Origin of the sequence: Azoarcus olearius, assembly GCF_001682385.1 — a bacterium.
Classification (GTDB): domain Bacteria; phylum Pseudomonadota; class Gammaproteobacteria; order Burkholderiales; family Rhodocyclaceae; genus Azoarcus; species Azoarcus olearius.
Map to the genome: position 1 here is coordinate 1,850,663 of NZ_CP016210.1, position 25,267 is coordinate 1,875,929.

General features: G+C 65.8%; 24 protein-coding genes and 2 tRNA genes. 18 read left to right on the plus strand and 8 right to left on the minus strand.

Annotation, left to right across the window (positions count from 1 at the left end; genetic code table 11):
* Positions 1 to 14: 14 nt before the first annotated feature.
* Positions 15 to 1,088, minus strand: a complete 1,074-nt coding sequence (moaA, locus tag dqs_RS08510; protein WP_065340197.1) for a GTP 3',8-cyclase MoaA — start codon at positions 1,086 to 1,088, stop codon at positions 15 to 17.
* A gap of 211 nt (positions 1,089 to 1,299) precedes the next feature.
* On the opposite strand from moaA, the gene dqs_RS08515 reads away from it, so the two are divergent.
* Together dqs_RS08515 and dqs_RS08520 are read left to right on the plus strand one after the other, a co-directional pair.
* Positions 1,300 to 1,578: a hypothetical protein gene (locus dqs_RS08515; protein ID WP_011765341.1), complete on the plus strand. Its 279-nt coding sequence runs from the start codon at positions 1,300 to 1,302 to the stop codon at positions 1,576 to 1,578.
* 131 nt (positions 1,579 to 1,709) lie between these two features.
* Positions 1,710 to 4,127, plus strand: a complete 2,418-nt coding sequence (locus dqs_RS08520; protein ID WP_065340198.1) for a Lon protease family protein — start codon at positions 1,710 to 1,712, stop codon at positions 4,125 to 4,127.
* Positions 4,128 to 4,206: 79 nt separating this feature from the next.
* On the opposite strand, the gene dqs_RS08525 is transcribed toward dqs_RS08520, so the two are convergent.
* The 3 genes from dqs_RS08525 to dqs_RS08535 form a co-directional block, all read right to left on the minus strand.
* Positions 4,207 to 4,282 (minus strand) — tRNA-Asn (locus dqs_RS08525).
* A gap of 65 nt (positions 4,283 to 4,347) precedes the next feature.
* Positions 4,348 to 4,423, minus strand: a tRNA-Asn gene (locus tag dqs_RS08530).
* Positions 4,424 to 4,519: 96 nt separating this feature from the next.
* Positions 4,520 to 5,728, minus strand: coding sequence for an amino acid aminotransferase (locus dqs_RS08535; protein WP_065340199.1), 1,209 nt, complete (start codon positions 5,726 to 5,728; stop codon positions 4,520 to 4,522).
* Between the two features lie 143 nt (positions 5,729 to 5,871).
* On the opposite strand from dqs_RS08535, the gene uvrB reads away from it, so the two are divergent.
* Both uvrB and dqs_RS08545 read left to right on the plus strand, forming a co-directional pair.
* A complete protein-coding gene (uvrB, locus tag dqs_RS08540; protein ID WP_011765344.1) occupies positions 5,872 to 7,947 on the plus strand; it encodes an excinuclease ABC subunit UvrB in 2,076 nt (691 codons plus the stop codon).
* Positions 7,948 to 7,956: 9 nt separating this feature from the next.
* Positions 7,957 to 8,421 carry a low molecular weight protein-tyrosine-phosphatase gene (locus dqs_RS08545; protein ID WP_065340200.1) on the plus strand — a complete coding sequence of 155 codons (465 nt, stop codon included), beginning with the start codon at positions 7,957 to 7,959 and terminating at the stop codon, positions 8,419 to 8,421.
* 94 nt (positions 8,422 to 8,515) lie between these two features.
* Here dqs_RS08545 and dqs_RS08550 read toward each other — a convergent pair whose 3' ends face one another.
* On the minus strand, positions 8,516 to 11,530 hold the full coding sequence (locus tag dqs_RS08550) for an Rne/Rng family ribonuclease (protein ID WP_065340201.1): 3,015 nt from the start codon (positions 11,528 to 11,530) through the stop codon (positions 8,516 to 8,518).
* A 411-nt stretch (positions 11,531 to 11,941) separates the two neighbouring features.
* On the opposite strand from dqs_RS08550, the gene dqs_RS08555 reads away from it, so the two are divergent.
* The 4 genes from dqs_RS08555 to dqs_RS08570 are packed head-to-tail and all read left to right on the plus strand — an operon-like array spanning position 11,942 to position 14,829.
* Entirely contained in the window at positions 11,942 to 12,901 is a 960-nt protein-coding gene (locus dqs_RS08555; protein WP_065340202.1) for an RluA family pseudouridine synthase, read from the plus strand.
* Complete coding sequence (locus tag dqs_RS08560; RefSeq protein WP_065340203.1) at positions 12,894 to 13,550, plus strand: HAD-IA family hydrolase; 657 nt, start codon at positions 12,894 to 12,896, stop codon at positions 13,548 to 13,550. The genes dqs_RS08555 and dqs_RS08560 overlap by 8 nt, the downstream gene beginning before the upstream one ends.
* A complete protein-coding gene (locus tag dqs_RS08565; protein ID WP_011765349.1) occupies positions 13,529 to 13,885 on the plus strand; it encodes a Rieske (2Fe-2S) protein in 357 nt (118 codons plus the stop codon). The genes dqs_RS08560 and dqs_RS08565 overlap by 22 nt, the downstream gene beginning before the upstream one ends.
* 32 nt (positions 13,886 to 13,917) lie before the next feature.
* The gene (locus dqs_RS08570; protein WP_221405630.1) at positions 13,918 to 14,829 is read left to right on the plus strand and encodes a S49 family peptidase; all 912 of its coding nucleotides are present in this window, start codon (positions 13,918 to 13,920) and stop codon (positions 14,827 to 14,829) included.
* On the opposite strand, the gene dqs_RS08575 is transcribed toward dqs_RS08570, so the two are convergent.
* Together dqs_RS08575 and dqs_RS08580 are read right to left on the minus strand one after the other, a co-directional pair.
* Entirely contained in the window at positions 14,826 to 15,551 is a 726-nt protein-coding gene (locus dqs_RS08575; protein ID WP_065340205.1) for an SAM-dependent methyltransferase, read from the minus strand. The genes dqs_RS08570 and dqs_RS08575 overlap by 4 nt on opposite strands.
* Positions 15,548 to 16,126 (minus strand): Maf family protein, encoded by a 579-nt coding sequence (locus dqs_RS08580; RefSeq protein ID WP_065340206.1) that lies wholly within the window; start codon positions 16,124 to 16,126, stop codon positions 15,548 to 15,550. The genes dqs_RS08575 and dqs_RS08580 overlap by 4 nt, the downstream gene beginning before the upstream one ends.
* Before the next feature lie 95 nt (positions 16,127 to 16,221).
* On the opposite strand from dqs_RS08580, the gene dqs_RS08585 reads away from it, so the two are divergent.
* The 9 genes from dqs_RS08585 to dqs_RS08625 all read left to right on the plus strand — a co-directional run bounded on the left by dqs_RS08585 (position 16,222) and on the right by dqs_RS08625 (position 22,868).
* Positions 16,222 to 16,734 (plus strand): YceD family protein, encoded by a 513-nt coding sequence (locus dqs_RS08585; protein ID WP_065340207.1) that lies wholly within the window; start codon positions 16,222 to 16,224, stop codon positions 16,732 to 16,734.
* Between the two features lie 37 nt (positions 16,735 to 16,771).
* Positions 16,772 to 16,951 carry a 50S ribosomal protein L32 gene (gene rpmF, locus dqs_RS08590; protein WP_011765354.1) on the plus strand — a complete coding sequence of 60 codons (180 nt, stop codon included), beginning with the start codon at positions 16,772 to 16,774 and terminating at the stop codon, positions 16,949 to 16,951.
* A gap of 88 nt (positions 16,952 to 17,039) precedes the next feature.
* Positions 17,040 to 18,056: a phosphate acyltransferase PlsX gene (gene plsX / locus dqs_RS08595; RefSeq protein ID WP_011765355.1), complete on the plus strand. Its 1,017-nt coding sequence runs from the start codon at positions 17,040 to 17,042 to the stop codon at positions 18,054 to 18,056.
* On the plus strand, positions 18,053 to 19,018 hold the full coding sequence (locus dqs_RS08600) for a beta-ketoacyl-ACP synthase III (protein WP_011765356.1): 966 nt from the start codon (positions 18,053 to 18,055) through the stop codon (positions 19,016 to 19,018). Before plsX ends, dqs_RS08600 begins: the two co-directional genes overlap by 4 nt.
* 27 nt (positions 19,019 to 19,045) lie before the next feature.
* A complete protein-coding gene (fabD, locus tag dqs_RS08605) occupies positions 19,046 to 19,975 on the plus strand; it encodes an ACP S-malonyltransferase (RefSeq protein ID WP_065340208.1) in 930 nt (309 codons plus the stop codon).
* Between the two features lie 2 nt (positions 19,976 to 19,977).
* Positions 19,978 to 20,727: a 3-oxoacyl-ACP reductase FabG gene (fabG, locus tag dqs_RS08610; RefSeq protein ID WP_065340209.1), complete on the plus strand. Its 750-nt coding sequence runs from the start codon at positions 19,978 to 19,980 to the stop codon at positions 20,725 to 20,727.
* 93 nt (positions 20,728 to 20,820) lie between these two features.
* Positions 20,821 to 21,060, plus strand: a complete 240-nt coding sequence (acpP, locus tag dqs_RS08615) for an acyl carrier protein (RefSeq protein ID WP_011765359.1) — start codon at positions 20,821 to 20,823, stop codon at positions 21,058 to 21,060.
* An 82-nt stretch (positions 21,061 to 21,142) separates the two neighbouring features.
* A complete protein-coding gene (gene fabF, locus dqs_RS08620; protein WP_011765360.1) occupies positions 21,143 to 22,378 on the plus strand; it encodes a beta-ketoacyl-ACP synthase II in 1,236 nt (411 codons plus the stop codon).
* A 22-nt stretch (positions 22,379 to 22,400) separates the two neighbouring features.
* A complete protein-coding gene (locus tag dqs_RS08625; RefSeq protein WP_065340210.1) occupies positions 22,401 to 22,868 on the plus strand; it encodes a protein YgfX in 468 nt (155 codons plus the stop codon).
* Here the strand turns inward: dqs_RS08625 and nadB are convergent.
* Positions 22,858 to 24,447 carry an L-aspartate oxidase gene (gene nadB / locus dqs_RS08630; protein ID WP_065340211.1) on the minus strand — a complete coding sequence of 530 codons (1,590 nt, stop codon included), beginning with the start codon at positions 24,445 to 24,447 and terminating at the stop codon, positions 22,858 to 22,860. The genes dqs_RS08625 and nadB overlap by 11 nt on opposite strands.
* A 219-nt stretch (positions 24,448 to 24,666) precedes the next feature.
* On the opposite strand from nadB, the gene rpoE reads away from it, so the two are divergent.
* Positions 24,667 to 25,266: an RNA polymerase sigma factor RpoE gene (gene rpoE / locus dqs_RS08635; RefSeq protein WP_011765363.1), complete on the plus strand. Its 600-nt coding sequence runs from the start codon at positions 24,667 to 24,669 to the stop codon at positions 25,264 to 25,266.
* The last annotated feature ends 1 nt before the right edge of the window (position 25,267 follow it).

Here is a 25,267-nt window from a genome sequence, read left to right on the forward strand (position 1 = left end):
CGTCAGCTGAGCGCTCAGCCGCCGATGTAGGACATCTCGATCTTGTGCGCCTTGGCCGTGGCGGCAGTGCGGATTTCGGAATAGTGGTCGTCGCGTTGCTGCCACACATGGGCGATGGCGGCATCGAGCTGGCCATCATCGGCCCCTTCGCGCAGCAGCTGGCGCAGGTCGTGCCCCTGCTGGGCGAACAGACAGGTGTAGAGCTTGCCTTCGGTGGATAGGCGGATGCGGGTGCAGGTGCCGCAGAACGCCTGTGTCACCGAGGAAATCACCCCGACCTCGCCGCTTCCGTCCTTGTAGCGCCAACGCTCCGCCACCTCGCCCTCATAGTTGGGGTCGATGGGTTCGAGCGGAAACAGGCGGTCGATGCGCGCGATCACCTCGCGCGAGGGCAGCACTTCGTCCATCTTCCAGCCGTTGCTGGAGCCGACGTCCATGAATTCGATGAAGCGCAGGATGTTGCCGCTGCCGCGGAAATGCCGCGCCATCGCCTCGATGTCCTGGTCGTTGGTACCGCGCTTGACCACCATGTTCACCTTGATGCCCTCGAAGCCGGCGTCCCGCGCCGCGGCGATGCCTTCGAGTACGCGTTCGACCGGGTAGTCGGCATCGTTCATGCGGCGGAAGGTCGCGTCGTCCAGCGCGTCGAGGCTGACGGTGACGCGATGCAGGCCGGCATCGCGCAGTTTCTTGGCCAGCCGCGGCAGCAGCACGCCGTTGGTGGTCAGCGTCAGCTCGACGCCATCCAGCGCCGCCAGCATTTCCACCAGCCGCTCGATGTCCTTGCGCAGCAGCGGCTCGCCGCCGGTGATGCGGATCTTGCGGACCCCGCGCGCCACGAACAGGCGGGCGACGCGCAGGATCTCCTCGAAGCTGAGCAACTGGCCGCGCGGGAGGAAGGGATAGTCCTTGTCGAACACCTCGCGCGGCATGCAATAGACGCAGCGGAAGTTGCAGCGGTCGGTTACCGAGATGCGCAGGTCGCGCACGCTGCGGCCGCGGGTGTCGAGCAAGGGCAAGCCGGCGGCCGGAGGGGGCGGCAGGTCGATGCGGGCGGAGGAGGCGGGGCGGATCGGGATGACCTTCATGGGATGCGAGCTTGCCGTCGTTCGGTGTTGCATTGTCGGCACCGCTTTACCGGCTGCGCCTTGTCGGCGATCAAGTAGCGGAGCGCGATCGCCTGTGTTCGACCGGATTATCGGCAGCCCGTTGCAGGCTGGCAAGGCAGCCGCCGGACGGAACGCCGCCGGGGGCCGGGCGGACTAACAGGCGGTAGCGCCAGCGAAGACAGGAGGTCCCATGGAGACACCCGGCATCCAAGCGTCGCGCAAAGTGGATACCACCGCCTTGTATCAACGTTTTCCCCACTTGCAGGCGATCGAGAGCGAATGGGGCACGCGCGCCTGCCGACGGCGGTTGATGAACCTGTTGACCGACTCGCGCGGTGGGACCCGGCAGGGCTTTCCGCCAGAGCACGCCCGCACCATATTCGGCCTGCTGGCCGAGCACGACCGCCTGTATCCGGCGTTCGAGAACGATCTGCAGGGGCAGGCCTGGACCGAGTACAGCCCGCGCTGATGCATCTTGCCCGATTGCGGCGAGCCGCGTTGCGGGCTTGCCCGCACGCACGCTTGCGGTAAAGATGGCGGGGAGCGCGCGTCGTCCGTGCGCTCCTCGATACACCTTCGGCTCCCGGAGAAAAACACATAATGGCCGACGCCACACCCTTGTCCGCGGATCTGCTGCGGACGCGCTGCAATCCCGAGCAATTCGATTTTGAGACCACTGAAACCCTAGAAAGCCACCCAGGCGACCTGGGCCAGGAACGCGCGATGGATGCGCTGCGTTTCGGCCTGTCGATCGCCCATTCCGATTACCACGTGTTCGTGCTGGGCGAGGCCGGCAGCGGCAAGCATGCGACGACCTTCCGCATGCTGCGCGAACGTGCGGCCAATGAGGCGGTGCCGCCCGACCTGTGTTACCTGCACAACTTCGACGAGGTGCTGCGCCCGCGCCTGCTGACGCTGCCGGCCGGGCGTGGCGCCGCGCTGCGCGCGGACATGCAGACCTTCATCCGCGAACTGGGTCCGGCCATCGAAGCGGCCCTGGGCCAGGAGGCCCATACCGAACGCGTCGAAGCGCTGCAGAACAATCACAAGGCGCGTGAAGAGGCGGCCTTGCGCGAGATCGGCGAGGCCTGCGCCGAAGAAGGCATTTCGTTGCTGCAGACGCCCGACGGCTTCGTGTTTGCCCCCTCCAAGGACGGCGAACCCTTGTCGCCGGAGGCGTTCGAGGTGCTTCCGCAGGAAGAGCGCGACGCGATCGAAGTCCGCGTCGCATCGTGGAGCGACAAGCTCGAGGAACTGCTCAACGAGTTTCCCGGCTGGCGCAAGGCGCTGCGCGAAGCAGTGGTACGCGCGGAGCACGAGGTGCTGTCGCCGGCCGTGGGACACCTGATGCGCGACATGCGCGAGCGTCACGCCGACCTGCCCGAGGTGCTGTCCTTCTTCGACGCGGTGTTCCGCGATGTGCTCGACAACGCGGTTAACCACATGATGATGGAGGAGGACGACGAGGACGGCGAACCGGAGGAATCCACCCGCTTCACCCGCTATCAGGTCAAGCTGCTGGTGGATCACGCCAGTTCGCAGGGCGCGCCCATCGTGTTCGAGAACAATCCTGGCTACGGCAATCTCATCGGCCGCATCGAGCACGTGGTGCAGCAGGGCGTGCAGGTCAGCCACTTCAACCTGATCCGCGCGGGTGCGCTGCATCGCGCCAACGGCGGCTACCTCGTCATCGACGCCGAACGGGTGTTGTCGCAGCCGTTTGCCTGGGAGGGCCTCAAGCGCACGCTGCGCTCGGGAGAAATCCGCATCGAACCGCCCGCCGAGGCGCAGGGCTGGAGCGGGGCGCTGACGCTGGAGCCGGAGGCGGTGCCGTGCCGGCTCAAGGTGGTGATGATCGGCGACCGCGACATCTATTACCTGCTGATGGAGCACGATCCCGAGTTCGCCGAACTGTTCAAGGTGGCGGCGGACTTCGACGACGATCTGCCGCGCACCGCGGCAACCGAGTTCGAATACGCGCGCCTGCTCGCCATGTTGGCCCGCGGCGCCAAGCTGATGCCCTTGGAGCGCAACGCCGTTGCGCGCCTGATCGAGGAGGGCGCACGGCTGGCTGAAGACGCCGGCAGGCTGTCGCTGCAGACCCGCAGCCTCGCCGACCTGATGCGCGAGGCGGATCACTTCGCCCGCCTGCAGCAGCGCGACCGGGTGGACGTGGCCGCGGTGGAGTCGGCACTGGCGGCACGCCGCCACCGTTACGGTCGCTATTCCGAACGGGTGCGGCAGTCGATGCTGGAAGGCACCACCTTGATCAGCACCAGCGGCGCCCGTGCCGGCCAGATCAACGGCCTGGTCGTCATCGAACTCGCCGGCGAGCGCTTCGGCCATCCGGTGCGCATCTCGGCCACGGTGAGGCTGGGCGAGGGCGACGTGGTCGACATCGAGCGCGAGGCCGACCTTGGCGGCGCGATCCACTCCAAGGGTGTGCTGATCCTGTCGGCCTTCCTTGCCGCCCGCTACGCCCGCCATCAGCCCCTGTCCTTGTCGGCCAGCCTGGTGTTCGAACAGTCGTACGCGCCGGTCGAAGGTGATTCCGCGTCGCTGGCGGAGCTGTGCGCGCTGCTGTCGGCCCTCACCCAGTTGCCGATCGAACAGCGGCTGGCCATCACCGGTTCGGTCAACCAGTTCGGTGAGGTGCAGGTGATCGGCGGGGTGAACGAGAAGATCGAAGGCTTCTTCGACCTCTGCGCCGCACGCGGTCTGGACGGCAGCCATGGCGTGGTGATTCCCGCAGCCAGCGTGCGCCACCTGATGCTGCGCCAGGACGTGGTCGAAGCAGCCCGCGCCGGCCGCTTCCACATCTACCCGGTGAGCACGGTGGACGAGGCGATGGAAGTGCTGACCGGCGTGCCGGCAGGCGAACCCGACGCCAAGGGCGCGATGCCGCGCGGATCGCTGAACTACAAGGTGGCCGCGGTGCTGGCGGACATGACGGCGGCGCGTCACGCCTTCAACGACGGCGAATCGGCCTCGCGCCGGCGGCGTTCGCGAACGCATTGAGGCGAGGGGCGGCGGAGCGATCCGCCGCCGTCGAAAAACAAAAAGGCCGCGTTCCTTGTGGAACACGGCCTTGAATTTTTGGCTCCCCGACCTGGGCTCGAACCAGGGACCTACGGATTAACAGTCCGGCGCTCTACCGACTGAGCTATCGGGGAATAAAACGTGTTGGTGCTTCTTGTACTGCAGATGCCCGCAACCGGAGGTTTCGTGCATCGAATTTTGGCTCCTCGACCTGGGCTCGAACCAGGGACCTACGGATTAACAGTCCGGCGCTCTACCGACTGAGCTATCGAGGAACAGAGCCGCGCATTCTAGGCATGAATGTGCGCTTCGTCAAGAACGGGGCCGCGGATTATTCGTTCGCACGGCAATCGGCCGCCCCGACTCGATGATCAGCCCTTGACCACCGCCGCGATCGCCTTGGCGACGTAGCCGATGTTCTTGGAGTTCAGCGCCGCCAGGCAGATGCGGCCCGTCGACACCGCGTAGATGCCGAAGTCGGTCTTCAGCTTCTCGACCTGGGCGGCGGTGAGGCCGGTGTAGGAGAACATGCCGCGCTGCTTGATCACGAAGGAGAAGTCCTGCGCCACGCCTTCGGCCTTCAGCTGCTCGACCAGCCCCGTCCGCATCGCGCGGATGCGGTCGCGCATGCCGGCGAGTTCGTCTTCCCACTGCTGGCGCAGTTCGGCGGAGTTGAGCACCGCGGCGACGATGGCGCCGCCGTGGATCGGCGGGTTGGAATAGTTGGTACGGATCACGCGCTTGACTTGCGACAGCACGCGGCCGGACTCTTCCTTGCTGGCGGTGATGATGGACAGCGCGCCGACGCGCTCGCCGTACAGCGAGAAGCTCTTGGAGAACGAGCTGGAAACGAAGAACTGCAGGCCGCTGGCCGAGAAGGCGCGCACCGCGACGGCGTCGGCGTCGATGCCGTCGGCGAAGCCCTGGTAGGCCATGTCGAGGAAGGGCACCAGGCCGCGGGCGCGGCAGGCGGCGACGACCTCATCCCACTGGGCGTCGGAAAGATCCGCGCCGGTCGGGTTGTGGCAGCAGGCGTGCAGCACGATGATCGAGCCGGCCGGCAGGCTTTCCAGCTTGGCCTTCATGCCGGCGAAGTTCACGCCGCGGGTGGCGGCGTCGTAGTAAGGGTAGGTGTCGACCGGGAAGCCGGCCGATTCGAACAGCGCGCGGTGGTTTTCCCAGCTCGGGTCGGAGATGTAGACCGTGGCGCCCGGCAGCAGGCGCTTGAGGTAGTCGGCGCCGACCTTCAGCGCGCCGGTGCCGCCGAGTGCTTCGACGGTGACGACCTGGCCGTTGGCGATCAGCGCGGAATCCTTGCCGAGCAGCAGGTTCTGCACCGCGTTGTTGTAGGCGGCGGGGCCTTCGATCGGCTGGTAGCCGCGCGGCGGCATGGCTTCGAGGCGGGCCTTTTCGGCGGCGCGGACGGCGGCCAGCAGCGGAATCTTGCCGTTGTCGTCGTAGTAGACGCCGACGCCGAGGTTCACCTTCTCGGCGCGGGTGTCGGCGGCGAAGGCCTCGTTGAGGCCGAGGATCGGGTCACGGGGCGCCAACTCGACGGCGGCGAAGATCGATGCGGACATTTGGACTCCAGTTGCGCTAGCGGTTCGGTCGCGCCGCGGCGCGGCCTGGGCCGTGCCTTGAGACGCGATTTGGGAAATAATCGGTGTTTCCGCCTGCTTCCCCTGGTGGGCGCAGGCGCTTGAAACAAGACGGGAATTCTAGCATGCAGAGTCCGGCCGACAGCGGCTCCGACAGCACCGCCAAGGTGCTGACGTTCGAGGGCAGTCCCTTCCGCCTGCACCAACCCTTTCCTCCGGCGGGCGACCAGCCGGAGGCGATCCGGCTGTTGTGCGAGGGTGTCGAGGACGGCCTGATGTACCAGACCCTGCTGGGCGTGACCGGCTCGGGCAAGACCTACACCATGGCCAACGTCATCGCCCGCATGGGGCGGCCGGCGCTGGTGCTGGCGCCCAACAAGACGCTGGCGGCGCAGCTCTATGCCGAGTTCCGCGAGTTCCTGCCGGAGAACGCGGTCGAGTACTTCGTCAGCTACTACGACTACTACCAGCCCGAGGCCTACGTGCCGCAGCGCGACCTCTTCATCGAGAAGGATTCGTCGGTGAACGAGCACATCGAGCAGATGCGGCTGTCGGCCACCAAGAGCCTAATGGAACGCCGTGACGTGGTGATCGTGGCGACGGTGTCGTGCATCTACGGTATCGGCGACCCGGTGGACTACCACGCGATGATCCTGCACCTGCGCGAGGGCGAGCGCGTCTCCCACCGCGATCTGATCGCCCGCCTGGTAGCGATGCAATACACCCGCGCCGACCTCGACTTCCGTCGTGGCACCTTCCGCGTGCGCGGCGACGTGATCGACGTGTTCCCGTCGGAGAACGCGGAACTCGCAGTGCGCATCGAGATGTTCGACGATGAGATCGAGCACCTGACGCTGTTCGATCCGCTCACGGGGCACCTCAAGCAGAAGCTGGTGCGCTTCACCGTCTATCCGTCCAGCCACTACGTCACGCCGCGCGCGACCGTGCTGAAGGCGATCGAGGCGATCAAGGAAGAGCTGAAGGACCGCATCGCCTTCTTCCAGCGCGAGGGCAAGCTGGTGGAGGCGCAGCGGCTCGAGCAGCGCACCCGCTTCGATCTCGAGATGCTCAACGAGATGGGCTTCTGCAAGGGCATCGAGAACTACTCCCGCCATCTGTCTGGGCGCGGCCCGGGCGAGCCGCCGCCCACGCTGATCGACTACCTTCCAGCCGACGCGCTGATGTTCATCGACGAGTCGCACGTCGCCATCGGGCAGGTGGGCGGCATGTACAAGGGCGACCGCTCGCGCAAGGAAAACCTCGTGGGCTACGGTTTCCGGCTGCCATCCGCGCTGGACAACCGGCCGCTGAAGTTCGAGGAGTTCGAGCGCCTGATGCCGCAGACCGTATTCGTCTCGGCGACTCCGGCGGCCTACGAGGCGCAGCATCAGGGCCAGGTGGTGGAGCAGGTGGTCCGCCCGACCGGGCTGATCGACCCTGTCGTCGAGATCCGTCCGGCGACGACGCAGGTGGATGACCTGCTTGCCCAGATCAAGACCCGCATCGCGGTTCAGGAACGCGTGCTGGTGACGGTGCTGACCAAGCGGATGGCGGAAGATCTGACCGACTACCTGGCCGACAACGGCATCAAGGTGCGCTATCTGCATTCGGACATCGACACCGTCGAGCGGGTGGAGATCATCCGCGACCTGCGCCTGGGTCAGTTCGATGTGCTGGTCGGCATCAACCTGCTGCGCGAGGGGCTGGATATTCCCGAGGTGTCGCTGGTGGCCATCCTCGATGCGGACAAGGAGGGTTTCCTGCGCTCGGAGCGTTCGCTGATCCAGACGATCGGCCGCGCCGCGCGCCACATCCATGGCACCGCGATCCTGTATGCCGACCAGATCACCGATTCGATGCGCGCCGCGATCGGCGAGACCGAGCGCCGGCGTACCAAGCAGATCGCCTTCAACGAGGCGAACGGCATCGTGCCCAGGACAGTGAGCAAGCGCATCAAGGACATCATCGACGGCGTCTACAATGCCGATGGCGCTAGTCGCGACAGCGCCCGGGTGGGCGAAGCACGCGCCGACTATGCCGCGATGGACGAAAAGCAACTCGCACGGGCCATCAAGAAGCTCGAGAAAGAGATGCAGGAGCACGCGCGCAACCTGGAGTTCGAAAAGGCCGCGGCCGCGCGCGACGAACTGTTCAAGCTGCGAGAACGCGCTTTTGGCGCGGACCAGCACGGCAATACCTAGGGAGGAGAGGTGAAGCGCGTTCTATTCGTTTGCACCGGCAACATCTGCAGGTCGCCCACGGCCGAAGGGGTTGCGCTGCACATGATCCACAGTGGCGGCCTCGGCGCCCATGTTCATGTGGATTCCGCGGGCACTCACGGCTACCACGTGGGCGAGGCGCCGGATCCGCGTACGCTCAAGGCGGCGGCCCGACGTGGCTACGATCTCAGTCCCTTGCGGGCGCGCAAGCTGGAACTGCGCGATTTCCAGGATTTCGACCTGCTGCTGGCAATGGATCGCGGCCACCTCGACCTGATGAAGCGGGCCTGCCCGGAGGTGTATCGGCCCAAGCTCGATCTGTTCCTGCGCTACGCCGCGAAAACCGAGTTCGATGAGGTGCCGGACCCGTATTACGGCGGTCCGCAGGGTTTCGAGATGGTGCTCGACATGTGCGAGGCTGGCGTCGACGGCCTGCTGGATCGGATCGGCGCCTGACGGGAATGGGCGCGCACGCGCCCCGGTCGTCAGCGCCGATCAGAACGAAAAAAGGCCACCTTGCGGTGGCCTTTTTTCTGGACGCGGTCTGCGCTTACTTGCGCGTCTCAACCTGCTGCAGCGGTTCTTCCGCAATTACCATCGCCTGACGGGGCTTGCGGCCCAGCGGCACGGACTGTTCCACGGCACCGGTGCCAAACTTGGACAGCTTGTCGCGGCTCGTTTCGATCAGTACCAAGCCGCTGTCAGCCAGCGCCGGTCCCAGGTCGATCGGATCCGAAGGCGCGGGCTTCTGCTCAACGCCGGCGGCGCGCGTCTCGGTCGGCGCAGGCGGGACGATGCTGTCTTCCGCCACGACCACCGGGATCGGCGCCTCGGCGACCGGTTCTGCCTCAGGGGCGGCCACCGGCTGCACCGTCGCGGTTTCGAACGTCGTCGCCACCGCCTCGGCTTCCACGGACACCTCGGGGTGGTCGGCGGCCGGGGGTTCGGCCACGCACAGCGGCGGAACCGTCTCGGGCGCAACGGTTTCGGTGACCTGGGCGCCAGCGACCTCCTCGGTGGGAACCGCCGTTTCGATGGCGACCGGCAGCGGTGCCGCCTCGACGATCGACTCCACCGCCGTAGCGGCGGAGGCGACGACCGGCAGTTCTGCGCTCGCGGGGGCCGCCTCGGCGGCAGCCGGCGCATCTTCCACCGCAGGGGCTTCGACCGCAGGGGCTTCGACCGCTTCCACGGTCGCGGCGACCTGAACCACAGCCTCGGCCTCCGCCACGACGGGCGCGGCCTCAGGGGCGAGGACGTCGGCGGTTTCGGCAACCGCATCGGCGCTGCCTTCGTTCTCGGTCACGCCATCCACGCCGGCGACTTCGGCCGGGCGGCGGTCGCGGCGGCCGCGGCCCCGGCGGCGACGCTTTTCGGGGGCTGCGTTCTCACCTGCACTGTCGTCGCCCGAGGGCACCACGGCTTCGGTGTCGTTCGCGCTGGCGAGCGCCGCGGCGGCGATGACTTCCGCCGCGACTTCGGCAGCCTTGTCGGCAGGCTTCTCGTTCAGCTCTTCGGTGCGTGCCTGGCGCTGCCCACGGCCGCGACCACGGCCGCCTTCGCCGCGCTCGGTCCGTTCGGGACGGTCAGCGCGCTCGGGACGCTCCGCACGCTCCTGTTGGGGCTTCTCGCGTTCGACGCTTTCGCTTCGTTCGCCACGTGCGTGACGGCCGTTCTCGGGGCGTGCGCGAGGCGTCTCGCCATCGCGTTCGGTGCGCTCGCGCTGGCCTTCACGGCGGTTGCGATTGCCATTGCCGCGACGGGCGTCTCCGTTACGTTCGCCGCGCGGACGGGCCTCGCGCTTGGCCGGCGTTTCGGCCGGCGCCGGCGTGGCGGCCGGGGCTGGTTCGCTGCGGAACAGGCCGAGAATCCAGTCGAGCAGGCCGCGGCGCGGCGCGGGCGCCACCGCGGCGGGCGCCGGCGCGGCTTCGGCGCGGGCTTCCACGATGGGCGCGGGCTGTTCGGGCGAGATGCCCTTGACTGCAGCTTCCTGGCGGGCCGGCTTGTCGCCGTTCTTGGTCGGCAGGCGCATTTCCTCGTCAGCCGGCTTCTGCACCATCTGGTAGCTGGCGAGGGCGATGTCTTCGAGGTTGAGCTGGTCGTGGCGCAGACGGATGATTTCGTGCTGCGGCGTCTCCAGGTGGCGGTTCGGCACGATGATGAGCTGCACCTTGTGGCGCATCTCGATGCGGGCGATGTCGACCCGCTTCTCGTTGAGCAGGAAGGTGGCGACATCGACCGGCACCTGCAGGTGCACCGCGCCGGTGTTCTCCTTCATCGCTTCCTCTTCGAGGATGCGCACGATGTGCAGCGCCGACGATTCGGTGCTGCGGATGTGGCCGGTGCCGTTACAGCGCGGGCAGGGGATGTAGCTGGTTTCGGCGAGCGCCGGACGCAGGCGCTGGCGCGACAGTTCGAGCAGGCCGAAGCGGCTGATCTTGCCGGTCTGCACGCGGGCGCGGTCGTGGCGCAGCGCGTCGCGCAGGCGGTTCTCGACTTCGCGTTGGTTCTTCTGCGACTCCATGTCGATGAAGTCGATGACGATCAGGCCGCCGAGGTCGCGCAGGCGCAGCTGGCGGGCGATTTCATCGGCCGCTTCCAGGTTGGTGCGGAAGGCGGTTTCCTCGATGTCGGCGCCCTTGGTCGCACGGCCCGAGTTCACGTCGATCGACACCAGCGCTTCGGTGTGGTCGATGACCACCGCGCCGCCGGAGGGCAGGCCGACCTGACGCGAGTAGGCGGATTCGATCTGGTGCTCGATCTGGAAGCGCGAGAACAGCGGCACGTCGTCCTGATAGCGCTTGACCCGGTTGACGTTGCCCGGCATGACGTGGGCCATGAACTGGCGCGCCTGCTCGTAGATGTCGTCGGTGTCGATCAGGATTTCGCCGATTTCCGGCTGGAAGTAATCGCGGATCGCGCGGATCACCAGGCTGCCTTCCTGGTAGATCAGGAACGCGCCGGACTGGCTGGTGGCGGCGCCTTCGATCGCGGTCCACAGCTGCAGCAGGTAGTTCAGGTCCCACTGCAACTCTTCGGCACTGCGGCCGATCGCCGCGGTACGCGCGATCAGGCTCATGCCGCCCGGGACTTCGAGCTGGTCCATGACGTCGCGCAGTTCGGCGCGCTCGTCGCCTTCCACACGGCGCGACACGCCGCCGCCGCGCGGATTGTTCGGCATCAGGACCAGGTAGCGCCCGGCCAGCGAGATGTAGGTGGTGAGCGCCGCGCCCTTGTTGCCGCGCTCGTCCTTTTCCACCTGGACGATCAGTTCCTGGCCTTCGCGCAGGGCTTCCTTGATGCTGGCCTTGCCGGCATCCACGCCCGGCTGGAAGTAGGAGCGCGAGATTTCCTTGAACGGCAGGAAGCCGTGGCGCTCGGCGCCGTAATCGACGAAAGCGGCTTCGAGGCTGGGCTCGATGCGGGTGATGACCGCTTTGTAGATGTTGCTCTTGCGTTGTTCCTTGGCGGCCGATTCGATATCGAGATCGATCAGTTTCTGACCGTCTACGATTGCGACGCGCAGTTCCTCGGCCTGCGTCGCGTTGAAAAGCATGCGCTTCATTTAGGTCGTTCTCCCGCGCAAAAGCACACGGGCAGGACGAACGGCGCGCACCATCGCGCTTTCCGGGTTCAGGAGCGGTTGGGTAGGGCTACTTTCATCCGGTTGTAGGGTCGCGGCTGTGATGGGTCGGCTGGTCGAAATTCTCGTGTTCCCGCCCCCGCCGTCGTGCGGCGTTCGGGCCAGAACATTTGATCCTGCGTGTGCTACGCGAATAAATCCAACTGGTAGGTCGAAGAGTGTGTTTTGCTTGGTTGATTGCGTTACCATCGCCGCCTTTTTGGGCAGCGCGGCGCACGCATCGGTTCTGCCGGGAGCGCTCGTGCGGGCTCATCGTCGAACATCGACCCCCGCCTTCTGGCGTGTGGGGATGGCGACCGCAACCGGCTAAACCGCGGGGAAGTATATTTCAGGATGACGACACAAGGCAAAGCGATCGCGGTTCGCCACGAGCGCATCGACGAGGCTTCGGCCGGTCAGCGCATCGACAATTTCCTCCTGCGGCTTGCCAAGGGCGTGCCCAAGAGTCACGTCTATCGCATCCTGCGCGGCGGGGAGGTCCGGGTAAACGGCCGCCGCGTGCAGCCCACCTATCGACTGGCGCTGGGCGACGAAGTGCGGGTGCCGCCGCTGCGCGTGGCCGAGCCGACGCGCAGTGCGCCCGCTCCGGCGGGCAAGCCGCTGCCGGTCGTGTTCGAGGACGATGCGCTGCTGGTGGTCAACAAGCCGTCCGGCAAGGCTGTGCACGGAGGCAGCGGCGTCAGTTACGGGGTCATCGAGCAATTGCGCACTCAGCGGCCCGAGCTGCGGATGCTGGAGCTCGCGCATCGTCTCGACCGTGAGACCTCGGGCCTGCTGATCGTCGCGAAGAAGCGTTCCGCACTGACCGCGCTGCACGACATGATGCGGGAGGGCCAGGTTGAAAAGCGCTACCTGACCCTGGTGCCCGGGCGCTGGATGAACCCGATGCAACACGTCAAGGCGCCCCTCCTGAAGTACCTGACGCCGGAGGGCGAGCGCAGGGTTCGAGTCAGCGACGAGGGCAAGCCCGCGCACAGCATCGTCCGCCTGGTGCAGCGCTGGGCCGACTACAGCCTGCTCGAGGTGGAACTGAAGACCGGGCGGACTCATCAGATCCGCGTCCATCTGACCCATCTCGGTTTCCCCTTGTGCGGTGACGACAAATATGGTGATTTCGCGTTGAACAAGCGCCTGGAGGGCGAGGGTTTGCGCCGGATGTTCCTGCACGCGGCCTCGCTTCGCTTTCACCATCCGCTGACCGGCAAGTTGCTCGCATTCGAGGCGGCGCTGCCGGACGATCTGCGGGGCTTCGTCGCCCTGCTCGATACCAAGGAGGGCAAGTCCCGTGGCTGACCGCTTCGATCTGGTTGTTTTCGACTGGGACGGCACGCTGATGGATTCGGCGGCGGCGATCGTGCGCGCCATCCTCGCCGCCTGCCGTGACCTCGGTCTGCCCGAGCCGCCTGAGGAGCGGGCGCGCTACGTCATCGGCCTGGGGCTGGGCGATGCGTTGCGGCACGCGGTGCCGGAACTCGATGTCGAGGCCTATCCGCGCATGGTCGAGCGTTATCGTCATCATTACCTGTCGGCCGACCACGAGCTGACGCTCTTTCCCGGCGTGCCCGGCATGATCGACTGGCTGGCCGAGGAGGGAAAGCTGCTGGCGGTGGCAACCGGGAAGAGCCGCCTCGGGCTGGACCGCGCGCTGTCGCATTCGGGGCTGGGGCCGCGCTTCCATGCAACGCGGTGTGCCGACGAGTGCTTTTCGAAGCCGCATCCGGCCATGCTGGAAGAGTTGATGGATGAACTGGGGGTGGCTCGGGACCGCACACTGATGATCGGTGACGCCACCCACGATCTGCAGATGGCGCATAACGCCGGCGTGGCCGGGCTTGCGGTCGGGTTCGGTGCGCATGGCCGTGCAGAACTCGAGGCGGCGCGCCCGCTCGCCTATGTGGAAACGCCGGCGGCGCTCGAGCAATGGCTGCGCGGGAACGTCTGATCTGTGCGGCCAGCGAACTGGCGGATGGCGGCGACGGGGTGCGGTTCACGGTGGAGCGCTTCGGCGTGGTGGAGCCGGCCTTTGCAGTTCGCTACCGGGGTGCGGTGTACGCCTATCTCAACCGCTGCGCCCATGTACCGGTCGAGCTGGACTGGGTTGCGGGAAAGTTCTTTGACCTCAGTGGAACGCTCTTGATTTGTGCAGTGCACGGTGCACACTACGAGCCGGAATCCGGGCAGTGCGTGATGGGGCCGTGCAAGGGCAGGCGGCTCATCGCGCTCAACGTGGTTGAACGTGCCGGTCACGTCTATCTGCACGAGGACGAAGGGCTATGAGTGGGACTGAGGGGACTGGCTGGGAGCGGGGTGTGCTCGAAAAGCTGGCGCTCGAAGCGCTGGCGGAGCAGCGCCGCCGCCGGCGCTGGAGCGTGTTCTTCCGGTTGCTGACTTTCATCTACCTCGGCGTGATCCTGTGGAAAGTTGCCGACTGGGGTGAGCCGGCGGAGGCCCTCGCGCCCGCGGGCGGCTATACCGCGATGGTGTCCGTCGAGGGGGTGATCGACTCCGGGTCGGAGGCCAGTGCTGAACGCGTCATCGGTGCGCTGCGTTCAGCCTACGACGACAAGGCGGTGCGCGGCGTTGTCCTGCGGATCAACAGCCCCGGCGGCAGCCCTGTCCAGGCAGGCATGATCAATGACGAGATTTACCGCTTGCGTGGCGAGCGCCCCGATCTGCCGGTGGTCGCGGTGGTGGAAGACATGTGTGCGTCCGGTGGCTATTACGTCGCTGCCGCGGCCGACAAGATCATGGTCGACAAGGCGAGCCTGGTTGGATCCATCGGCGTACTGATGGACGGGTTCGGCTTCGTCGGCGCGATGGAAAAGCTCGGGGTCGAGCGTCGGTTGTTGGCCGCGGGCGCGAACAAGGGCTTTCTCGACCCGTTCTCGCCGCAGCGGGAAACGCAGACCGCGCACGCGCGCGGCTTGCTCGACGACATTCATCGTCAGTTCATCGAGGTCGTCCGCAAAGGGCGGGGTCCGCGTCTCAAGGAGGGGCCGGAGTTGTTTTCCGGCTTGGTGTGGACCGGCGCGCGCAGCGTGGAACTGGGGCTCGCGGATGGCTACGGAACCGTTGATTCGGTTGCGCGCGACGTATTCCAGGCCGAAGAAGTGCGCGATTTCACCGAGACCCGTTCGTTTGCCGAGCGTTTCGCCCAGCGCTTCGGCGCCGGCGTCACCGAAAGCCTCGCCACCGCGCTGCGAGGGGTCACGCTGCGTTAGCGGCTGGCTGCGGCCAGCAGGAGAAACAGCGCGGGCCGCTTGGCGAGTTGGGGGCGAGGGGTCGTCCTCCAGGTCTCGATCCGGTGCGTCACCAGATACTCCGTCGGGGTTGTCAGATCGCAGGCGATGCACAGCCGGGTCTGCGGATGGCAAAGACGGAGCAGCGCGTCGAACATGCGTTCGTTGCGGTAGGGCGTTTCGATGAAGATCTGCGTGCGGTCCTGGCGGCGCGACTCCTCCTCCAGTCCGCGGATGCGCAGGTCGCGCTCGCTTTCCGCCACGGGCAGGTAGCCGTGGAACGCAAAGCTCTGGCCATTCAGCCCCGAACCCATCAGGCCGAGGAGGATGGACGACGGTCCTACCAGCGGCATGACCGGGATGCCGAGTTCGTGCGCGCGGGCGACCAGGCGCGAGCCAGGGTCCGCGACCGCCGGGCAGCCTGCGTCCGACATCAGGCCGATGTCCTGGCCAGCGCGTGCCGGCGCGAGCAACTCGTCGAGCGCAGCGGCGGCGCACTGCTCGGGGAGTTCATGGATGGCGACATCGCGCAAAGGCAGCGGATGACCCATCGTCTTCAGGTGGGCACGCGCCGCGCGGGCGTTTTCAACCACGAAATAGCGCAGCGCTGCCGCGGTGGCTTGCGTGCGGGCCGGCAGGAAGTCGGGCCATGCGTCGCCGCCGAGGCCGACCGGGATCAGGAGCAGGCGGCCGGGCGTGGTCATGGCAGTTCGATGCCCTGGGTACGCAGCATTCTGGACAGGGCGATCAGCGGCAGGCCGATCAAGGCCGTCGGGTCGTCTCCCGACAAGGCGTCGAGCAGCGAGATGCCCAGGCCTTCCGACTTGGCGCTGCCGGCGCAGTCGAGCGGACGTTCCTTCTCGACGTAACGCCGGATCTCGGTATCGGTCAGCGTCCGGAAACGCACCTCGGTGGGGACGCCGACGCACTGCACCTGGCCGTTGGCCGCGTCGAGCACCGCGACGCCAGTATGGAAAACGACTGTCCGACCACTCATGCGGGTCAGTTGCGCGATCGCGCGCTCTTCGGTGCCCGGCTTGCCGAACACTTCGTCGTCCAGAAAGGCCACCTGATCGCTGCCGATGATGAGTGCGTCCGGGTGGCGGGCCGCCACGGCACGTGCCTTCTCGATCGCGAGCCGCTCGGCCGTGTCGCGCGGATGCTCGCCGGGCAGTGCGCTTTCATCGGTTTCCGGGCGGTCCGTTTCAAACGGATGGCCGAGCCGCTCCAGCAGTTGGCGACGGTAGGACGAGGTAGAGGCGAGGACGAGCTTCTTCATGGTGAGGGCAGGGTAAGTGAGCGCCGCCGGGTCTTCCGGCTAACCGTCTCAAGTCTTTGACAATCAGGCGGAAAGAATACTATGATGCGCAGCTTATGTCGCACCCAGACGTTCCGTCAGTCGTGATCGCCGACCCCTTTCGCTTCGCCGTCGAGGCCCGCAGCCTGGCGGGGAAGGTCGGGGTCGCTGCGCTTGAGCGGTTGGCGGATGCTCTCGCAGGTACGGAAGGTGATGTGGAATACCGCATCGCCGGATCGCTCGACAAGCAGGGAAAGCCGCGTTTGCAGTTGATTGTCAAAGGCTGCCTGGAACTGCGTTGTCAGCGGTGTCTTGAAGGGATGTCCTGGGCGCTTGCAGTGGATAGAGTCTTGCAGCCTTTCCGCAGTGGGGAAGAAATTCCCGACGAGGAGCTGGAGGACGACGAGGTCGACGCCATCGAGGTCGAATCCGGGCTGGATGTCGTGGGCTTGGTCGAAGACGAGATTCTGTTGGCATTGCCCATCGCGCCGCGGCATGAAAGCTGTGGGCCCGCCGGTCAAGAGGGTGCAGACGGCAAGGCTTCTCCGTTTGCGGTCCTGGCCGGGCTGCGCGGTGGCGGCAAGGCTTGAACGAAACATCGTAGTACGTGTGAATTAGGAGTTTTTCATGGCAGTCCAGCAGAACAAGAAGTCTCCCTCGAAGCGTGGCATGCACCGTGCGCACGATTTCCTGACCGCCCCGTCGCTGGCCGTCGAGCCGACCACGGGTGAAGTGCACCTGCGGCACCACATCAGCCCCAACGGTTTCTACCGCGGCAAGAAGGTCGTCAAGGCAAAAGGCGAATAAGCCTGCTTCCTGAACCGGAGGCGGCGCGGAGCGCGTGGCGCTCGCGCCGCCTTTTTTATCCCCAGCTTGTGAATCACGCGAGAAGCCGATGAGTGTCACCGTTGCAGTCGATTGCATGGGTGGCGATCACGGCCCGGTCGTCACCGTGCCTGCGGTGTTTGCGTTTCTGCGCAGCCACGCCGACGCACGGGCGATCGCGGTCGGTCGTGAAGAGGTTCTGGCGCCCCTGATTGCGCCGGTGGCGAAGGAGTTCGGTGAGCGCCTGCGCCTGCAGCCCGCAACCGAGGTGGTCGGCATGGACGAAGCGCCAGCGACCGCCATGCGGAACAAGAAAGACTCGTCGATGCGGGTGGCGATCGACCTGGTGAAGTCCGGTGAGGCCACCGCGGCCGTTTCCGCCGGTAACACCGGTGCGCTGATGGCGATTTCCCGCTTCGTGCTCAAGACCTTGCCCGGCATCGATCGCCCTGCGATCGCCACCGTGCTGCCCAGTCGCGATGGACGTACCTACGTGCTCGACCTGGGTGCAAACGTGGATTGCTCGCCCGAGCATCTGCTCCAGTTCGGCATCATGGGGGCCATGCTGGTTTCGGCCGTGGAGCACATCGATCGTCCCACCGTCGGTCTGCTCAACATCGGCGAAGAGGCGATCAAGGGCAACGAGGTCGTCAAGCAGGCCGGCGAACTGCTGCGCACCAGCGGGCTCAACTTCAAGGGCAATGTCGAGGGCGACCAGATCTACACCGGGGGTGTGGATGTGGTCGTGTGCGACGGCTTCGTCGGCAACGTGGCGCTGAAGACCTCCGAGGGCTTGGCGCAGATGCTGGCAACGTTCCTGCGCGAAGAGTTCAGCCGCAATCTGCTGACGAAGCTGATGGCGATTGTGGCGCTTCCGGCACTGGGGCGGTTCAAGCGGCGGGTCGATCACCGCCGCTACAACGGCGCGTCGCTGCTCGGTTTGCGCGGCGTGGTGGTGAAAAGTCATGGTTCGGCGGACGCATTCGCCTTCGAGCAGGCGCTCGGCCGTGCTGCCGATGCAGCCGCGAACCGTTTGATCGAACGTATCGAGGAGAGGATGTCCGCGATGAGCCAGGAGGCCGCATGATCCACGCACGTATCGCCGGGACAGGCAGTTATCTCCCCGGCAATCCGGTGAGCAACGACGATCTCGTCGCCCGTGGCATCGACACCTCCGACGATTGGGTGGTATCGAGAACCGGCATCCGCACCCGCTATCTCGCGCCGCCCGACGTGGGCTCCAGCGATCTCGCGCTCGTCGCGGCGCAGCGCGCAATTGAAGCGGCGGGCTGTGCGGCCAACGACATCGACCTCATCATCGTGGCGACCTCGACGCCCGATTACATCTTTCCCAGCACCGCCACGCTGCTGCAGTCCAAGCTGGGCATCGGCAACAACGGTGCGGCATTCGATGTGCAGGCCGTGTGCAGCGGCTTTGTCTACGCACTGAGCATCGCTGAGAAATTCATCCGTTCGGGCAGTCACAAGCGCGCGCTCGTCGTCGGGGCGGAAGTTTTCTCCCGCATTCTCGACTGGACCGATCGCGCTACCTGCGTGCTGTTCGGAGACGGCGCCGGCGCGGTGGTGCTCGAAGCCTCTGAGCGGCCCGGCGTGCTGACGACCGCGCTCCACGCCGATGGTAGCCACCATCCAATTCTCTGTGTTCCCGGCAACGTGGCTACCGGGCAGGTGGTAGGCGACCCCTTTTTGCGCATGGACGGTCAGGCGGTGTTCAAGTTTGCCGTGAAAGTGCTCGGCGACGTCGCGCACGAGGTGCTCGACGCGGCAGGCGTGGCGGCGGACAGCGTGGACTGGCTGATTCCCCACCAGGCGAACATCCGCATCATCCAGGCCACGGCGAAGCGCCTGGGCCTGTCGATGGAGAAGGTCGTGGCCACGGTGGATCGCCATGGCAACACCTCGGCGGCATCGATTCCGCTTGCACTCGATCTCGCGGTGCGGGATGGCCGTATCCGCCCCGGGCAGCGCGTCGTGGTCGAGGGTGTAGGCGGCGGGTTCACCTGGGGCGCAGCCCTGATCGACTTCTGATTTCTTCCGATAGACCTTGGAGAGATGATGGCTTTTGCGCTGGTTTTTCCAGGCCAGGGTTCGCAGTCCGTCGCGATGATGGACGCGTATGGCGAATCCGCGGTGATCCGCGACACTTTTGCCGAGGCCTCTGCGGCGCTGGGTGAAGATTTGTGGCAGATGGTGTGCGAAGGACCGGCGGAGCGCCTGGCGCTCACGGTGAATACGCAGCCTCTGATGCTGACTGCCGGCGTGGCGGTGTATCGCGCCTGGCTTGCGGCCGGCGGTCCCAAACCGGCGATCGTCGCCGGTCACAGCCTCGGCGAGTATGCGGCGCTGGTGGCTGCTGGCGCACTGCCGTTTGCCGACGCCGTGCCGCTGGTGCGGTTGCGCGCTCAGGCCATGCAGGAAGCGGTGCCGGCGGGCGAGGGCGCGATGGCCGCCCTGCTCGGGCTGGAGGCGGACGCAGTGCGGGAGGCGTGTGCCGAAGCGGCGCAAGGCGAGGTCGTCGAGGCGGCCAACCTGAATGCGCCGGGGCAGATCGTCATCGCCGGGGCCAAGGCTGCCGTCGAGCGTGCCATCGAGGTCGCCAAGGGCAAGGGCGCAAAGCGCGCGGTGCTGCTGCCGGTTTCGGCCCCGTTCCACTGTGCCTTGATGAAGCCGGCCGCGGAGCGGTTGGCGGAGCGTCTGGCAGGTCTCGAAATCGGCACCCCCGAGATCGACGTGCTGAACAACGTCGATGTTGCGGTGTACGCGGAGCCGGACCGTATCCGTGACGCGCTGGTGCGGCAGGCGTTTTCGCCGGTGCGCTGGATCGAATCCGTGCAGGAAATGGCTCGTCGCGGAATGACCCACGTCGTCGAATGCGGGCCCGGCAAGGTGCTCGCCGGCATGACCAAGCGCATCGCGAAGGACATCGAAGGCGGCTCGGCACACGACGCCGCGAGTCTGGAACAATCGATTGCGGCAGTGAGGTAAGAATGAGTTTTTCGCTGGAAGGACAGATCGCGCTGGTTACCGGCGCCTCGCGCGGGATCGGTCGCGCGGTAGCGATGGAACTGGCCCGGCTCGGCGCCGTCGTGGTCGGCACCGCCACCTCTGAAGCGGGTGCGGCGGACATCGACAACGCCTTGGCGGAGGCGGGTTTCAAGGGCGCCGGTCTGGCGCTCGACGTCACCGACGTTGCTGCCTGTGAAGGCCTGATTGCGGAAGTCGAGAAGCGTTTTGGCGCGGTCGGCATCCTGGTGAACAACGCCGGCATCACTCGTGACAATCTCGCGATGCGGATGAAGGACGACGAGTGGGACGCGGTCATCGACACCAACCTGAAGGCGGTGTTCCGGATGTCCCGGCTGGTCATGCGCGGCATGATGAAGGCGCGCACCGGCCGCATCATCAACATCACCTCCGTGGTGGGCAGCGCCGGCAATGCCGGCCAGGCCAACTACGCGGCGGCCAAGGCGGGCGTGGCGGGCATGAGCCGCGCCCTCGCGCGTGAGCTGGGCAGCCGCAACATCACCGTCAACTGCGTCGCCCCGGGCTTCATCGACACCGACATGACCCGGGCGCTGCCCGACTCGGCGCGCGACGCGCTGCTGGGAAGCATCGCGCTCGGCCGCCTTGGTCGCCCGGAGGAAATCGCTGCTGCCGTGGCCTTCCTGGCCTCGCCTGCAGCGGCCTACGTCACTGGCACTACTTTGCATGTCAACGGCGGCATGTATATGTCATGACCGTTCGCCGCGATAGCGGCAGCGGTGCTTTTTGGTAGAATACGCCGGCTTTTTTTCTTACATACCTGCATCTTTCAGGGAAGGAGTTTGTTCATGGAGAACATCGAACAGCGCGTCAAGAAGATCGTCGCTGAGCAACTTGGCGTGAACGAATCGGAGATCAAGAACGAGTCTTCGTTCGTGGACGATCTGGGCGCGGATTCGCTGGACACCGTGGAACTGGTTATGGCGCTGGAAGAAGAGTTCGAGTGCGAGATCCCGGACGAAGAGGCCGAGAAGATCACCACCGTCCAGCAGGCGATCGACTACGTCAACGCCCATCTGAAGAAGTAATTCCGCTTTTCATCCGGATTTCGCCTCGTCGAAATCCGGATCGATTCCAACCTCTCCGCCTCGATTTATTACGGAGTTGCCTGTGTCGCGTCGTAGAGTCGTCGTCACCGGTCTGGGACTCGTCTCGCCGGTCGGCAATACTGTTCCCGTTGCTTGGGAAAACCTGCTTGCCGGCAAGAGCGGCATCGGGCCGATCACTCGTTTCGATGCCTCGGCGTTTGCTGCCCGCATCGCTGGCGAAGTCAAGGATTTCGACGTTTCGGCCTACCTGTCGCCCAAGGAAGCCCGCCGCATGGATGTGTTCATCCACTACGGCATGGCGGCCGGGATTCAGGCGATCCGTGATTCCGGCATTGAAGTCACCGAAGCCAACGCTGAGCGCATCGGCGTGAACATCGGCTCGGGCATCGGCGGTCTGCCGATGATCGAGGAAACCCACGACGATTATCTTGCGGGCGGGCCGCGCAAGATTTCTCCGTTCTTCATTCCGGGCACCATCATCAACATGATCTCGGGCAACCTGTCGATCATGTTTGGTCTGAAGGGGCCCAACATCGCGGTTGTCACCGCGTGCACCACGGGCTTGCACGCCATCGGCACCAGTGCGCGGATGATCGAGTATGGCGACGCCGACGTGATGGTGTGCGGCGGTGCCGAATCGACCGTCACCTCGCTCGCGATCGGCGGTTTCTCGTCCGCCAAGGCGCTTTCCACCCGCAACGACGACCCGGCCACCGCCAGCCGTCCGTGGGACAAGGGGCGTGACGGTTTCGTGCTCGGCGAAGGCGCCGGTGTCCTCGTGCTGGAAGAGTACGAGCACGCGGTAAAGCGCGGTGCGCGCATCTACGCGGAACTGGCCGGTTTCGGCATGAGCGGCGACGCTTTCCACATGACCGCGCCGGATACCGACGGGCCGCGCCGCAGCATGGTCAACGCCATGAAGAACGCGGGCGTCAACGTGGATGAGGTGCAGTACCTTAACGCGCACGGCACTTCTACGCCCCTCGGGGACAAGAACGAAACCGACGCGATCAAGCTTGCGTTCGGTGTCGACGCGGCCAAGAAGCTTGTGGTCAATTCCACCAAGTCGATGACCGGCCACCTGCTGGGCGGCGCGGGCGGACTTGAGTCGGTATTCACGGTCCTCGCCGTCCATCACCAGATCTCGCCGCCGACGATCAACATCTTCGAGCAGGATCCCGAGTGCGATCTCGACTACTGCGCCAACGAAGCGCGGCCGATGAAGATCGACGTTGCCATCAAGAACAACTTCGGCTTCGGCGGTACCAACGGTACCCTCGTGTTCCGCCGGGTTTGACCATACGGAGCATGGCAGGGCCATGCGATATCCGCTCGCGCTGGAACTGAAGTCTTCCCGCGGAATCGAGGCGTCAGTGTTTGCGATGCATGGCATCGCGGCACTGGCGCTTTTTCTTGGGCATCAGGCTGGGGCTTGGTTGCTGCAAAGCGCATTCGGGGTCGCGGTTTGCGGCGCGGTGCTGCTCGGGTCGGGCTGGCATGCGCTCCATGGTGAACGCGGCAAGCACGGATTGAAGATCCACCTGTTGGGAGATGGCGGCGTCACCGTGGGGCGCGGCAGCCAGGCCGACCATCATTTCCGCGTTGCCGGCCAGGCCGTCGATTTCGGCTGGGTGGCATGGCTACGCCTGGAGTCGGTCGCCCCGTCCGGCTCCCCGGCCGGGGGAATGCGCCTGATGCTGGTGCCCGCCAACCTGGCGCCGGGGCAGTGGCGGCTATTCCGGTTGTGGTTGAAACACCGCGCTGCGGTGGGCGTGCTCAGCCCTTGAAGCGGGGAGGGCGCAGCACGGTGCTGCGGATGCGGTCGGCGGGGTCCGGATAGTCGCGCGAGTAATGAAGGCCGCGGCTTTCCTTGCGCTTCAGCGCGCAGCGGACGATCAGGTCGGCGGTGACGACGAGATTGCGCAGTTCGATCAGATTGTTCGAGACGCGGAAGTTCGAGTAGAACTCGTTGATTTCGTTGGTCAGCAGGCGGATCCGGTGCTGGGCACGCTGCAGCCGTTTGGTGGTGCGCACGATGCCCACGTAGTCCCACATTGCGCGCCGCAATTCCGCCCAGTTGTGGGAAATCACCACTTCTTCGTCGGCGTCCGTAACGCGGCTTTCATCCCAGTCCGGGAGGGTGAGCGGTGCCGTGGCCGTTTTCGCCAGGATGTCCTGGGCTGCGGCCTCGCCGAACACCAGGCATTCGAGCAGTGAGTTGCTCGCCAGCCGGTTCGCGCCGTGCAGGCCGCTGCAGGCGGATTCGCCGACCGCGTACAGGCCCGCAACATCGGTTCGCGCGGACAGGTCGGTCACGATGCCGCCGCAGGTGTAGTGCGCCGCAGGGACGACCGGAATCGGCTGGCGGGTGATGTCGATTCCCAGTTCCAGGCAGCGCGCGTGGATGTTGGGGAAGTGTCCGCGCAGCCAGTCGGCCGGCTTGTGGCTGATGTCGAGATAGACGCAGTCCACGCCGTGCTTCTTCATCTCGAAGTCGATCGCCCGGGCAACGACGTCGCGCGGCGCGAGTTCGGCGCGCTCGTCGTGTTCCGGCATGAAGCGTGTGCCATCCGGCAGCTTGAGCAATCCGCCCTCGCCACGAACCGCTTCCGAAATCAGGAAGGACTTGGCCTGTGGGTGATAGAGGCAGGTGGGGTGGAACTGGATGAATTCCATGTTGGCGACGCGGCAGCCCGCGCGCCAGGCCATCGCGATGCCGTCGCCGGTCGCCACGTCGGGATTGGTCGTGTACAGATAGACCTTGCCGGTTCCGCCGGTGGCCAGCACGGTGTTGGGGGCGCCGAAGGTGACTACTCGGTCGGCCTTGATGTCCAGCACGTAGGCGCCGAGGCAGCCCTCTCCGGGACGCCCGACCTTGTCGCCGATGATCAGGTCGACCGCGATGTGGTGCTCGAAGATGTGGATGTTCGGATGGCGCCGGACCTCCTCGCTGAGCGTGGCTTGCACGGCGGCGCCGGTCGCGTCGGCGGCATGGATGATGCGGCGGTGGGAATGGCCGCCTTCGCGGGTGAGGTGGTAGCCGAGCTCGGACTGGTCTTCGCGTGTGAAAGGCACGCCGCGGCCAATCAGCCACTCGATCGCACGGCGGCCGTTTTCCACCACGAAACGGGTGGCGACCGGGTCGCACAGGTAGGCGCCGGCGGTGAAGGTGTCCTGGATGTGTGCTTCGATGCTGTCGGCGGTGTCCAGCACCGCGGCGATTCCGCCTTGCGCCCAGGCACTTGCGCTGTCGCTCAGTTCCCGTTTCGTGACCAGCGCGACCTTGAGCTTGTCGGCGAGGCGGAGTGCGAGGGATTGCCCGGCGGTGCCACTGCCGAGAATGAGAACATCGTATTGATTTAACAAGATGTCGGTCTGGCGCGAGGGGAAGGGGCGGAATATAGCATGACGTTGGCGCCTCCGTCCGCAGCGCGGTCTGCCGCCGCGGGCGGAAAGTCCCTGTTGGCGTCTGAACTAATTCAAGTTGTTTCGGTCTTTCCACGTATCTTCGACTTTGGCGGGCGGACAGGCGGTCGCTTATACTTGGGCGCTTTTGTTTCCTTACTCAAGCAGAACGACCATCTCATGAGCGATCGCGAAATCGATCAGCAACTTGTCGAACGCGTGCAGCGTGGCGACAAGCAGGCCTTCGGCTTGTTGGTTTCCAAATACCAGCGCAAGCTGCATCGGCTGCTTTCGAGGCTGATCCGTGATCCGGCCGAGGTCGAGGACGTGGCGCAGGAGACCTTCATCAAGGCCTACCGTGCGCTCGGTTCCTTTCGCGGGGACAGCGCCTTCTACACCTGGCTCTACCGCATCGGAATCAACACGGCGAAGAATTACCTCGTGTCCCAGGGGCGGCGTGCGCCGACCTCCACGGGGTTCGACTCGGAGGAAGCTGAAACTTTCGAGGACGGGGATCAGCTGCGCGACATCAACACGCCGGAGCGCTTGATGATGACGCAGCAGATCGGGGAAACGGTCGACGCGGCGATGGCGGGGCTTCCCGAAGAATTGCGGACGGCGATCATGCTGCGCGAGTTCGAGGGGCTGAGCTACGAAGAGATCGCCAACATCATGGATTGCCCGATAGGGACGGTGCGGTCGCGGATCTTCCGTGCCCGCGAAGCGATTGCAGAACGGTTGCGCCCGCTGCTCGACACGGCGCCGGACAAACGTTGGTAGG

Coding starts and splice junctions, on each gene's coding strand:
- moaA (WP_065340197.1), bottom strand. CDS start 1,088: ATGAAGGTCATCCCGATCCGCCCCGCCTCCTCCGCCCGCATCGACCTG.
- dqs_RS08515 (WP_011765341.1), top strand. CDS start 1,300: ATGGAGACACCCGGCATCCAAGCGTCGCGCAAAGTGGATACCACCGCC.
- dqs_RS08520 (WP_065340198.1), top strand. CDS start 1,710: ATGGCCGACGCCACACCCTTGTCCGCGGATCTGCTGCGGACGCGCTGC.
- dqs_RS08535 (WP_065340199.1), bottom strand. CDS start 5,728: ATGTCCGCATCGATCTTCGCCGCCGTCGAGTTGGCGCCCCGTGACCCG.
- uvrB (WP_011765344.1), top strand. CDS start 5,872: ATGCAGAGTCCGGCCGACAGCGGCTCCGACAGCACCGCCAAGGTGCTG.
- dqs_RS08550 (WP_065340201.1), bottom strand. CDS start 11,530: ATGAAGCGCATGCTTTTCAACGCGACGCAGGCCGAGGAACTGCGCGTC.
- dqs_RS08555 (WP_065340202.1), top strand. CDS start 11,942: ATGACGACACAAGGCAAAGCGATCGCGGTTCGCCACGAGCGCATCGAC.
- dqs_RS08565 (WP_011765349.1), top strand. CDS start 13,529: ATGGCTGCGCGGGAACGTCTGATCTGTGCGGCCAGCGAACTGGCGGAT.
- dqs_RS08575 (WP_065340205.1), bottom strand. CDS start 15,551: ATGACCACGCCCGGCCGCCTGCTCCTGATCCCGGTCGGCCTCGGCGGC.
- dqs_RS08580 (WP_065340206.1), bottom strand. CDS start 16,126: ATGAAGAAGCTCGTCCTCGCCTCTACCTCGTCCTACCGTCGCCAACTG.
- dqs_RS08585 (WP_065340207.1), top strand. CDS start 16,222: ATGTCGCACCCAGACGTTCCGTCAGTCGTGATCGCCGACCCCTTTCGC.
- rpmF (WP_011765354.1), top strand. CDS start 16,772: ATGGCAGTCCAGCAGAACAAGAAGTCTCCCTCGAAGCGTGGCATGCAC.
- plsX (WP_011765355.1), top strand. CDS start 17,040: ATGAGTGTCACCGTTGCAGTCGATTGCATGGGTGGCGATCACGGCCCG.
- dqs_RS08600 (WP_011765356.1), top strand. CDS start 18,053: ATGATCCACGCACGTATCGCCGGGACAGGCAGTTATCTCCCCGGCAAT.
- fabD (WP_065340208.1), top strand. CDS start 19,046: ATGGCTTTTGCGCTGGTTTTTCCAGGCCAGGGTTCGCAGTCCGTCGCG.
- fabG (WP_065340209.1), top strand. CDS start 19,978: ATGAGTTTTTCGCTGGAAGGACAGATCGCGCTGGTTACCGGCGCCTCG.
- acpP (WP_011765359.1), top strand. CDS start 20,821: ATGGAGAACATCGAACAGCGCGTCAAGAAGATCGTCGCTGAGCAACTT.
- dqs_RS08625 (WP_065340210.1), top strand. CDS start 22,401: ATGCGATATCCGCTCGCGCTGGAACTGAAGTCTTCCCGCGGAATCGAG.
- rpoE (WP_011765363.1), top strand. CDS start 24,667: ATGAGCGATCGCGAAATCGATCAGCAACTTGTCGAACGCGTGCAGCGT.